This is a genomic window from Bilophila wadsworthia ATCC 49260 (assembly GCF_000701705.1).
GTDB lineage: Bacteria > Desulfobacterota > Desulfovibrionia > Desulfovibrionales > Desulfovibrionaceae > Bilophila > Bilophila wadsworthia.
Window position 1 is genome coordinate 1 of record NZ_JNJP01000099.1, and the last position, 10,903, is coordinate 10,903.

General features: G+C 61.9%; 14 protein-coding genes. All 14 read left to right on the forward strand.

What is annotated here, in order from left to right; genetic code table 11:
- The first annotated feature begins 119 nt into the window (after positions 1-119).
- The gene (locus T370_RS0119175; protein WP_029436694.1) at positions 120-677 is read left to right on the forward strand and encodes a phage protein Gp27 family protein; all 558 of its coding nucleotides are present in this window, start codon (positions 120-122) and stop codon (positions 675-677) included.
- Positions 677-2,014 (forward strand): terminase large subunit domain-containing protein, encoded by a 1,338-nt coding sequence (locus T370_RS0119180; protein WP_051643913.1) that lies wholly within the window; start codon positions 677-679, stop codon positions 2,012-2,014. Before T370_RS0119175 ends, T370_RS0119180 begins: the two co-directional genes overlap by 1 nt.
- Positions 2,008-3,558 carry a DUF935 domain-containing protein gene (locus tag T370_RS23160; protein ID WP_034507126.1) on the forward strand — a complete coding sequence of 517 codons (1,551 nt, stop codon included), beginning with the start codon at positions 2,008-2,010 and terminating at the stop codon, positions 3,556-3,558. Before T370_RS0119180 ends, T370_RS23160 begins: the two co-directional genes overlap by 7 nt.
- A complete protein-coding gene (locus tag T370_RS23870; protein WP_051643914.1) occupies positions 3,551-4,795 on the forward strand; it encodes a phage head morphogenesis protein in 1,245 nt (414 codons plus the stop codon). The genes T370_RS23160 and T370_RS23870 overlap by 8 nt, the downstream gene beginning before the upstream one ends.
- 316 nt (positions 4,796-5,111) lie before the next feature.
- Positions 5,112-6,203 (forward strand): phage protease, encoded by a 1,092-nt coding sequence (locus T370_RS23875; protein ID WP_051643915.1) that lies wholly within the window; start codon positions 5,112-5,114, stop codon positions 6,201-6,203.
- Complete coding sequence (locus T370_RS0119200; protein WP_211250537.1) at positions 6,187-6,564, forward strand: capsid cement protein; 378 nt, start codon at positions 6,187-6,189, stop codon at positions 6,562-6,564. The genes T370_RS23875 and T370_RS0119200 overlap by 17 nt, the downstream gene beginning before the upstream one ends.
- A gap of 10 nt (positions 6,565-6,574) precedes the next feature.
- A complete protein-coding gene (locus tag T370_RS0119205) occupies positions 6,575-7,459 on the forward strand; it encodes a Mu-like prophage major head subunit gpT family protein (RefSeq protein ID WP_029436700.1) in 885 nt (294 codons plus the stop codon).
- Positions 7,460-7,467: 8 nt separating this feature from the next.
- Positions 7,468-7,656: an HI1506-related protein gene (locus T370_RS23165; protein ID WP_034507129.1), complete on the forward strand. Its 189-nt coding sequence runs from the start codon at positions 7,468-7,470 to the stop codon at positions 7,654-7,656.
- Positions 7,657-7,660: 4 nt separating this feature from the next.
- Positions 7,661-8,095, forward strand: coding sequence for a gp436 family protein (locus T370_RS0119215; RefSeq protein ID WP_051643916.1), 435 nt, complete (start codon positions 7,661-7,663; stop codon positions 8,093-8,095).
- A gap of 2 nt (positions 8,096-8,097) precedes the next feature.
- Complete coding sequence (locus tag T370_RS23880) at positions 8,098-8,676, forward strand: phage virion morphogenesis protein (protein WP_051643917.1); 579 nt, start codon at positions 8,098-8,100, stop codon at positions 8,674-8,676.
- A complete protein-coding gene (locus tag T370_RS0119225) occupies positions 8,669-9,133 on the forward strand; it encodes a phage protein Gp37 (RefSeq protein WP_029436703.1) in 465 nt (154 codons plus the stop codon). Before T370_RS23880 ends, T370_RS0119225 begins: the two co-directional genes overlap by 8 nt.
- Complete coding sequence (locus tag T370_RS0119230; RefSeq protein ID WP_029436704.1) at positions 9,120-9,515, forward strand: phage tail terminator-like protein; 396 nt, start codon at positions 9,120-9,122, stop codon at positions 9,513-9,515. The genes T370_RS0119225 and T370_RS0119230 overlap by 14 nt, the downstream gene beginning before the upstream one ends.
- Positions 9,516-9,528: 13 nt before the next feature.
- Complete coding sequence (locus T370_RS0119235) at positions 9,529-10,476, forward strand: phage tail tube protein (protein WP_029436705.1); 948 nt, start codon at positions 9,529-9,531, stop codon at positions 10,474-10,476.
- Positions 10,477-10,505: 29 nt separating this feature from the next.
- Positions 10,506-10,903, forward strand: a 398-nt coding sequence (locus T370_RS0119240) for a hypothetical protein (RefSeq protein WP_029436706.1), incomplete at its 3' end; no start/stop codon positions are given.

A 10,903-nucleotide genomic window follows, 5' to 3' on the forward strand; every position in this document is an offset into this window, starting at 1 on the left:
GTCTCGTGTGAAGACCTTGGCGGGATCATCGTCGTGAAGATCACGCAGCGCGGGCTCGACGTCGCCGAAGGCCGCGCTGTTGTGCCGGGCGTAAAGCGTCCGGGGCCGGGGTTCTAGCTATGGGCCGGAAGTCTTCACTCCGTCGGTTGCCGCCGGAGATTCTGCAAGAGGTCAACCGCCTGCTTTCGGAAGGCCGGGCTACGCTTGCCGAGATTCTTGAGCATTTGCGGGGCATGGGCGTTGAAACGGTTTCACTCTCCGCGCTCGGACGCCAGAAGCAGAAGATCGACAAGGTGGCCGCGAAACTCAGGCAGAGCCGGGAAATGACCGAAGCGCTCGTCAGGGAGATCGGCCCGTCCGTGGTGGAAGGACAGCAGGGGAGGCTCCTTGTCCAGACATTGCGCGACCTGGTGTTTGACCATCTGGCGACACGGGTTGAGGAAGGGGACGTTGACGATCCGAAGGCTCTTATGGCGCTGGCCCGGACGCTCAAGGATATGGCGCAGGCAAACCGCCTTGATCAGGACTTCGAGGCGAAGGTTCGGGAGCGGGTGGAAAAGGAAGTGAAGGCGAAGCTCGACAAGGCCGTTGATGAAGTCACGGGCAATCCCGAAAATACGGCCCTTTCGCCTGCGCAGCTTCGGGCAAAGCTCCTCGAAGCCTACGGCGGCGCGTGATGGAAACGCCGATCCTCTACCCCTACCAAAAGGCCTGGCTTGAGGACGATTCCCGCTTCAAGATCGGCATGTTCGCCCGTCAGACCGGCAAGACGTTTACGACGACGCTTGAAATTGCCCTTGATATGGCGCTTGCGGAACTTGAAGGCCGCCGTACGCGCTGGGTCATTCTGTCGCGCGGGGAAAGGCAGGCGCGGGAAGCGATGGAGGAAGGGGTGAAGCTTCACCTGCGGGCCATGAATGCGGCCTTCGACGCGCTGGAAACGGATTTCCGGCTCGAAGACAGGACTACAGTCCGGGCTCTCGAAGTTTCGATGAGAAACGGCTCCCGCGTGACCGCGCTCCCCGCGAACCCAGATACGGCGCGCGGCTTTTCCGCCAACGTCTTTTTGGACGAATTCGCCTTTCATAAGGACAGCCATGCCATCTGGAAAGCCCTTTTTCCGGTGATCTCAAAAAACGGCCTGAAACTGCGGATCACATCCACCCCGAACGGGAAAGAAAACAAATTTTTCGAGCTCATGACCGCCGAAGACGGCGCATGGTCCCGGCATGTGGTGGATATCTACAAGGCCGTGGCCGACGGGCTTCCCCGCGACGTCGGGGAACTGAGAAAGGCTCTTGCCGACGAGGACGCGTGGGCGCAGGAATTCGAGCTTCACTGGATGGACGGCGCGACGGCGTGGCTATCGTGGGAGCTTATCAACGCCGTGGAGGATGAAAAGGCCGGACGTCCCGACTTGTACGCGGGCGGGCCGTGTTTCGTCGGTGTCGACATAGGCCGCCGCCGTGACCTTTTCGCCACCGTGGTGATCGAAGAGGTGGGCGACGTGCTCTGGGTTCGGGAGATTGCCGAGCGGCGGGGCGCGACGTTCGCGGAGCAGGACATGATCCTTGACGATCTCATGGCCCGGTATCGCGTGATGCGCGTTTGTATGGACCAGACCGGTATGGGGGAGAAGCCCGTGGAAGATGCGCAGCGCAGGCACGGCACAAGCCGCGTCGAGGGCGTCCTGTTTACGGCGTCCGCGAAGCTCGGCCTCGCCACCGTCGGTAAACAGGCGTTTGAAGACAGGCGGCTCCGCATTCCGCGAGGCGTACAGACGCTCAGATCGGATCTGCACAAGCTGCAAAAGGTATCCGGCCCCACGGGTGCACCCCGGTTCGTGGCTGAATCCGACGACGCCGGGCACGCCGACCGCACGTGGGCTCTGTTTCTCGCCCTGTCCGCCGCAAACTCCCCCAGGATCGAATACGGCTACACCCCGGCGACGCGCCGACGGGACACGTCCACCTTCCCCGATGACGATGAAGACTACCAGAGAGGCGCATGGTGAAGACTTTGTATGACGCGGACGGGAACCCCGTCGACAAAACCCGGCTCATTGAAGAAGTGGCCGCCCCCACTGTAACGGGGGTTCGGCAAATCCTTTCGGGGCATCCCGCGCAGAATCTGACCCCACAGCGGCTCACGGCGCTTCTGCTCGCCGCCGAACAGGGCGACGCGCTGGCGTACCTTGAGCTTGCCGAAGAGATGGAAGAGAAAGACCTGCATTATCGGTCAGTCCTATCCACCCGAAAGCTCCAAGTTGCCGGGCTTCCCGTGAAGGTGGAGGCCGCGACGGACGCCGCCGAAGACGTGAAGGCGGCGGATATCGTGCGGGACTTTATCGACACCGGCGTTCTTGCCGAAGCCGTGCAGGATATTTTGGACGCCGTGGGCAAGGGCTATTCCGTCTGTGAAATCATGTGGGACACGGAAGGGAAAAGCTGGTTCCCGTCTTCCATTCTTTGGCGCGATCCCCGCTGGTTCGAGTTTGACCGGCTGGACGGCGTGACGCTCCTGCTCAAGGGGGAAAACGGCCTTCCCGAACCGCTCGCGCCCGCGAAGTTCATCACCCATATCCACAAGTCAAAATCCGGTCTCCCCATTCGCGGCGGCCTCGCCCGGCCCGTGGCGTGGTACTATCTGTTTAAAAACTTCGGGATCAAATCATGGGTGCAGTTTGCACAGGTGTTCGGCTTTCCGCTCCGCGTCGGGCGCTACGGGGCGGGAGCGACGCCGGACGAGAAGGACGTGCTGCTCCGCGCCGTGCGGAGCATTGCACAGGACGCCGCCGCGATCATTCCGGACAGTATGCGGATTGAGTTCGTGAACACGAACAGTACCGGGAACGTCCAGATTTTTAAGGGACTCACCGAGTATTTCGACAAGCAGATTTCCAAGGCCGTCCTCGGACAGACCGGCACCACGGACGTCGGGCAGCATGTCGGCACGGCGAACGCCCACGAGCGCGTCCGGGAGGACATCGAAGAGTCCGACGCAGCACAGCTTGCGGCGACACTGTCCCGCGATCTTGTGCGGCCTTTGGTCGATCTGAATCTTGGTCCCCGGCGGCGTTATCCGATCATCAGGATAGTCCGGGAGAAAAAAGAGGACGTGAGCAAGTGGATCGACAACGTTGTGAAGGTGGCAGCCGTTGTCCCGGACTTTGCCGAGGTGTCCGTTGTACGCGACAAGCTGGGCATCCCGCAGCCCGCACAAGGTGCTGCAACCATCGGAGCAAGCCCCGTCAAAACCGAAGAGGACGCGCCCGGCAAGGGGGCGGCACCAGTAAAAACGGCGCAATCCGTCCAGCCTGCACAATCCGCGCCGGAACCCGACGCGATCGACCTAGCCGTCAAGGAAGAGCTCGGCGACTGGCAGCCGCTGGTGTCCCCGCTTGTCGATCCGATCCTTGAGCTTGCCGACCGCTGTACGTCGTATGCCGAGTTTCTCGCGGGATTTCCCGACGCCCTGAAAAAGCAGAACGCGGAACCGCTCGCCCGCGCGGCGTCTTTCGCCATGTTCAACCAGCGCGTGAGGGGCCGCAATGGCTGATTTTCCGCGCATTCCTTTTGACGAGGCGATCGAGGCGCTGAGACGGCGCGGCACGAACCTGTTCCCGTCCGACCATTGGGCGACGGTCTGGCAGGAGCAGCACCACGCCGGATTTACCGTTGCCCGCTCCGCCGGGTTCGACATCCTGAAAGACATTCACGGCGCACTCGTGAGCGCAATGGAAAACGGCACAACCTTTGCCGACTTCAAGCGCGACCTTATCCCCACGCTCCAGAAAAAAGGCTGGTGGGGCCGCACGGCGGTCATTGATCCTGAGACGGGGGAAGAGCGCACGGTGCAGCTTGGCAGCGTCCGGCGGCTCGAAACCATCTTTGATGTGAACATGCGGGTTTCGTTCGCGCAGGGCCGCTGGGAGCAACAGCAGGACTTGAAGGACACCTTCCCCTACCTGCGCTACGAGGGCATCCTTGACAGTAAAATCAGGCCGCAGCACCGCCTCTGGCACGGGATCATCCTGCCGATCGACCATCCGTGGTGGAGGACGCATTACCCGCCGAACGGCTGGAAATGCCGCTGTGACGCCGTGGCCGCTTCCGATGACGATCTGCAAAGGTACGGCTGGAAGATAAGCGACGATCCGGGAGACGAAGGCACGGTGACGTGGGTCAACCCCGCCACCGGGGAAGTGATGGACGTGCCCGTGGGCATCGATCCCGGCTGGGCGTACAATCCGGGGGATACCGACCGGGCGGCGCAGCTTGGGCGCGTCATGCTTGAAAAACTCGTAAAGCTCCCCGTACCTCTTGAAGCCACGGCGATCATGCAGGCGGCCCCGCTTCTTCCCGAAACCGAACTTGCCCCCGGCGGGCTTGCGCCGGAAATGGTGCGTCGGCTTGTCCGGGACGGCTTTGACGAATGGGCCGAGAATCCCACGGTTCCGCTCCCCCTTGCGGTGCTTTCCGCTGACGACGCGGCCTCAATCGGTGCCACGGCCCGGATAGCCTGCCTGTCTCCCGCTTCCTACGCAAAACAGAAAAGCCACCATCCTGAACTGACGGCGGCTGATTATGTGCTGGCGCAGGAAACAGTGGAAAAAGGAGAGCGGTTGCCCCAAGATGTTAATAAAGTGGCATTCGTCCTGAACCGTCCGGGCGGGCTCGCCGTAATCGTAAAGGCGACGCGGATTGGTGATGAACTGTATGTGACAAGTCTGTACAGATTGAGCGAGAACGATTCCCGGCTGAAAAAGGCTCTCAGGAATTTAGGCAAAAAATAAGACGGGTGGAGGGGCCTGGCAGGAACCCCACAATGCGCTCCGGTTTCCCGTGCTACGGCGGCCAGAATATCACCGTGTCGCACCCGTCTTGCAAGACAATAAGGAGAGTTTCTCGAAAACGCAAGATTCGCCTTCAGCGCGCTTGTTTCTTCTTTTCCTGAACATCGGGCCGGATTCTCCATTCTAAAGCAGCCCGCCCCGTTTACAGGCGTTCATAAACACCCCTCCCGTCCAGACTGCGCCAGCGCGTCCAGCCAAAACATGCCCGGAACATCTTCCGGATATGTTTTTTTGCGGCCTTTCGTAAGCTCCCTCCATGAACAGCCATGTTTTGAAATCCTCCCACGCCGTAGCCCTCCCCGCCCCGGCAAGCGGGAACGCCCCGGACTGGATACAGGTGTTTCCGTCCGGGGCGTTCTCGGGGCGTGACGGACGCGGCCCCTACACCTGCGATCCCGCCGCCGTGGTCGCCCGGACCCGTGAGCACAACGGGCCGATCGACATTCCGGTCGACTACGATCACCAGCTTGAGCACGCCACCCAAAACGGACAGCCAGCCATTGCAGCGGGCTGGATTACCGAGCTCGCCGCCCGCCAGGACGGCGTGTGGGGGCGCGTCGACTGGACGGACAAGGGCAAGGCCCACGTCGCCGCCCGCGAGTACCGTTATGTTTCCCCGGTCTACTACTACGAGCGGGGTACCGGGGAGATCCTCGCGATCGAGTCCGTGGCACTCACCAACGTTCCCAATCTGACCGGGCTGAAGGCGCTGGCCTCCAGAGAGTCTGGTCCGAATCCTTCTACAGGAGACACTACCATGTCGTTTCTGAAAACCATGGCTTCCGTTCTCGGCGTGACCGCCGCCGAGCCCACGGAAGCCGCCGTTGAGGCCGCCGCGCGGCGCGTTATGTCCGACGTCGGCACTATGAAAACCGCCATGTCCGTCATGGCCGAAGCCGCGAAGTCTGACGACAAGACCCCCGGCGGCGTCGCCAAAGCCGTACAGGCCGTCGCCGCCCGCGCCGAACACCCTGACGTGTCCAAGTATGTCCCGGTCGAAACGTTCAACGTTGTAAACGCCGAGCTTTCCCAGATGAAGGCAGCGCAGTCGCTGGCGCTTGTCGAACAGGGCAAGAAGGAAGGCAAGATCAGCCCGGCGCTCGAAGGCTGGGCCAAGGAAGCCGCCGCAAGCGATCCCGAAGCCTTCAAGAAGTTCCTCGCGGTGGCCCCGGACCTGCGGCCCGGAAAGGCGGCGCAGACGACGAGCGCCACGCCGCCGGACGACGCCAAAAAAGCCAAATTCGACGACACGGCGAAGGCGCTTTGCCGTGCGCTGGGTGTTTCTGAAGACGACTACGAAAAGGCTACGCAGGCCGTGAAGGGAGGCGATGATGGCGCTGACGAGTGATCGGGATACCGTGCGCCGTAACGGTGACGAGTTCGAGTTTGAGGCGGCTTCTACGGTCTACGCCGGAAGCATGGTTTGCCTGAATGGGGACGGCAAACTTGTGCCGGCAAGCATTACCGCCGGGCTGTCCCCGGTTGTGGGCGTCGCGCAGCGGCAAGGCAAGGCTGGGGAGAAGATACCCGTGCGCCGGGGCGTCTTCGCGTTCGAGCCCGCATCCGGAGACGCGCCCACGCTCGCCCAGATCGGCGCAACATGCTACGCGGCGGACGACTGCACCGTCCAGAAAACCACGGCCTCCAATGCCCCCGTCGCCGGGATCGTCTTCGACGTCACCGACGAGGACGTCTGGGTCAAAATTTAGGGAGCTACCTATGAATATCAACCGTTCCACCCTTGAGCAGTTCTATTTCGGCGTGTCTGCCGCCTTTCAAGGCGGTCTCGGCACCGCCGAGAGCCAGTATGAGAAAGTTGCGATGGTCGTACCGTCAGGCACGCGGGAAAACGTCTACCCGTGGCTCGGCACCCTGCCGTCCATGCAAAAATGGGCCGGGGATCGCATCATCCGCAACCTGAAGGCCCACAAGTACAGCATCGAGAACGAAAAGTTCGAGATGACGATCGCCGTGAAGCGCGACGATATCGAGGACGATCAGGTCGGCATCTACGGCCCGATGTTCCGCGACATGGGCGCGCAGGCCGGGCTCCATCCGAATCAGCTTGTGTTCGGGGCGCTCAAGAAGGGCCATGAGCTTCTCTGTTATGACGGCCAATACTTTTTCGACACGGATCACCCCGTCAACGGTGCATCCGTCTCAAACTCCATCACGGCAAACTCCGACGCGGTGGAACCGTGGTTCCTCATGTGTACCACCCGCCCCGTGAAGCCGATGATTTTCCAGAAGCGCCGGGAATACGAGTTGAAGAGAAAGGACGCGCCCAATGACGACAACGTATTCATGCGTGACGAGTACCTCTATGGCGTGGATGCCCGCGTAAACGTGGGTTTCGGTCTGTGGCAGTGTGCGGTCCGGTCTACGAAGCCGCTGACGAACGAAAATTACGCCGAAGCCCGCGCCGCGATGATGGCGTTCACCAATGACGCAGGCGATCCACTGGGATTGGTGCCCAATCTTCTCGTTGTTCCGCCCACGCACGAATCCGCCGCGCGCAAGGTTGTCGTCGCCGCACTGACGACGGGCGGGGCTACCAACGAATGGGCCGGGTCGGCGGAACTTCTCGTCAGCCCGTGGCTGTAGGTGCCGCAATGATCCGCATTACCGCAAAGAAAGACGGCTTCCGGCGGGCGGGTATGACGCACGCTGGAACGCGGGAATACCCCGATGGAGCATTTACGGCTGAGGCGCTGGCGGCCCTGAAGGCCGAGCCCATGCTCGTGATCGAAGAAATCCCCGACGCCGGGGAGCCGAAGCCAACCACCCGGAAGAAGGACTAGAGCCATGACCTACGCCTCGTATGACGATCTTGTGACCCGGTTCGGGGAAACGAAGCTCACCCAGCTTACGGATCGGGCTACGCCCCTCGCGCGCGTCCCGGACAGGGGCGTCATTGAGGCGGCTCTTGCCGACGCCACGGAGACCATCGACGGGTACGCGGCGGGCCGTTATCTGACCCCGCTGTCGCCCGTCCCGGCTCCTGTGCTCCGGTGGTGCGCAGATATGGCCTTCTACTACCTCCACACCGGGACTGGCAAAGTCCCGGACGACGTCCGCAAGATGTTTGAGGACGCGCTCGCCGGACTCAAAGACATGTCAAAAGGCGTCATCGTCTTTCGGGCTGAGGGCGTGCCCGCCGCCAACGTTCCCGGCGGCGGAAGCATCAAACTGGACGCTCCGGCCCGGATATTCACGCCGGAAAGCCTCAAGGGGTTTTGAGCATGATCAGCGTCAAGGCCACAAACGGGACGGTCACGCTGTCCCTTTCCGCCGGGCTTGAGCGTTTTGAGGCTGAAAAGCCGCGCATCTACCGAGAGATCGGCCAGTCGCTCCTTGTGAACATTCGGCAAGGGTTCGAGGCCGAACGCTCACCGGACGGTGAAGCGTGGGAACCGTTGAAGCCCGCGACCGTACGCCAGAGAAAGGGCGACGCCCACCCGATTCTCCAGAGAAAGGGACGGCTCAAAAAGACAATCACATGGAAGGTCGGCCCGGACAGTGTCATTGTCGGCACCAACCTCGTCTACGCGGCGGTTCATCAGTTCGGAGCTACCATCAATCGGGCTGCGGGTGCGACAAAGCTACACTTCCGGCGCATCAGCCGGGGAAAAAACAAGGGACAGGTGCGCTTTGCCAAGGCAACCGACAAGCGCGCCAAGTTCGGTATGGCCACAGCCGCGCATACGATCCGCATCCCGGCCCGCCCGTACCTTTTTCAGCGCGACGGCGGAATCCCGGACGGATGGAAGGCCGCGATCGTCGGTATCGTGATGAAGCATATGGAGTTCGACCATGCCTAGTTTGACCGAAGTGCGCGACGCCGCCGTGGTGCTCCTGCAAACCGTTCTCCCGGACTTGCTCCGCGTGGAAGCGTTCTCCGGGGAGATCACGATCGACGCCGTGGCGGACAAACGGCTTCCGGCGGGCGTGTCCGTGCTCGTCGCGGCCCTTGCCGCCGACAACGACGCGGCACCGGGGACGCTCGACTTTGACGTCGTCGGTTCGTTCGGCGTGCTGGTCATTTCAAACAACGCCGCCGGGGCCGAGGATGCCGAAGCCGAAGCGCTGGCGGTAGCCGAAACGGCGGCCCTCAGCATCCACGGTGCAACCTTCGGACTCCCGGTAAGTCCCGCCGTCGTGCAGACTCTTGAAGCGGTACACGCCGAGGCTTTTGCCGAAAACAACTATAGCGTCTGGACGATCGTCTGGCGACAACAACTCGTGTTTACCGAAAGGACCAACGATGAATCTCTATGACACGCTGAAAGACAAGGTCCAGCTTGCCGCCCGCGTCCTTGCCCTGCCTCTCGGATGGGAAGGCGAGCCGTTCGTGCCGCCCCATGCTTCACACCTGCGCGCGCAAGTCGTTTTCGAGAACCAGAAGCAGGCCACGCTCGGTATGAGCGGCCTCACCCAGATCAATGGACGGATCGAGATCAAGGTGGTGGTCAAGGCCGGGGAAGACGCGCTTGCCGCCACCCTTGCCAATCAGATTGCCCGCCGGTTCCCGCGCGGGGACGACATTCGGTTTGATTCCGGCACGGCCACCATCACCACGCCCCGCAAATCCGCGCCCGCCTGCGACGGCAAGCGTACCGGGGCCGTGGTCAACATAGGCTTTTACGCCCTTCAAGCCTGATAAGGACAGCATCATGACCATGTACACCATCGCATCCGGCGCAAAACACGGGCTCCGGTACGTCAAGGAGGCGACGCCGGGAACGACGCCCGCGTCGCCCGCCATGACCGAGCTTAATCACAATTCCTGCTCGCTGACGCTCACCCGCGACACGTTCACGTCGAACGCCCTGCGCCACGATCGCCAGATCCCTTTTCACCGTACCGGCGTGGACAAGATCGCCGGGGATATCGCGTTCGAGTTCGGGGCAAAGGAATATGACCCGTTCCTTGAAGCGGCCCTTGCCGGAAACTGGACGGAAAACGTCCTGAAAGCCGGTGTCGCGGTCCATGCCTTCACGCTTGAGCGGGCGTTTACCAATATCAATCAGTACGCCACGTATACCGGCTGTTTCGTCAATCAGTTCTCGCTTTCGGTAAAGCCCAATGAAATGCTTTCCGGCACACTCTCCATCGTCGGGCTTTCCGGCGAGCGGGGCACCACGCCGCTCGCGGCGTCCCCCACACCGGCGGGCGAAACCGATCCGTTCGACAGCTTCAAGGGCTCGCTCAAGATCAACAATCAGGCGATCGCCGTCGTGACCGGCATTGATCTGACCCTCGCCAACGGGATTGAGCCGCAGTACGCGATTTTCGACCGTTCGGCGAAGGCCGTAAGCTGGGGCCGCAGCACGCTGACCGGAACGCTCTCGGCGTTCTACATTGACGGCAACCTTCCCGAGTATTTCATCAACGATTCCCGCGTGAAACTGGAATTTACCCTTGAGCGCGGCGAGTATTCGTACACGTTCCTCATCCCTTCCATCACGCTGACCGGCGCTGACGATTCCGTGCAGTCCGAAGGCCCGATCCAGCTCAATGTCCCGTGGTCCGCCGCGCTTGATCCGACGCTCGGCACCAATTTCCAGATCACCCGCACCGTCCCCCCGTCGCCCCAACCCGATCCGGACTCCGGCGAGTAACCCTTCAACCTCTCTATAAGGATAGAGCCATGACCAGCGCCACCGAAAAAGCCATGAACGAGAACACGGCCACCCTCAACGTCACCTTTGACTTCACCACCCGCGACGTCGCCAAAAAGGCCGAAGAAGGGGCGGAGCTCGAAGTGCTTGATCCCGTCACCAATGAGCCCGTGGGCGTCTTCATCACGCTTGCCGGTGCCGATTCCGCCATTCACCGCAAGGCCACGGCCACAATCGCCAAGCGCCGCCTGAGCAATACGAAGGGTTTCCGCAACCGGGCTCTTGATCCCGAGAAATTCGAGGCGGAAGGCATCGAAGTGCTCGCCGCCTGTACGCTCGGCTGGAAGGGCGTCGTTGTTGACGGCGCGCCCCTCCCGTGCAGCCGCGACAACGCGATCATGCTGTACACCCGGTTCCCGTGGCTGCG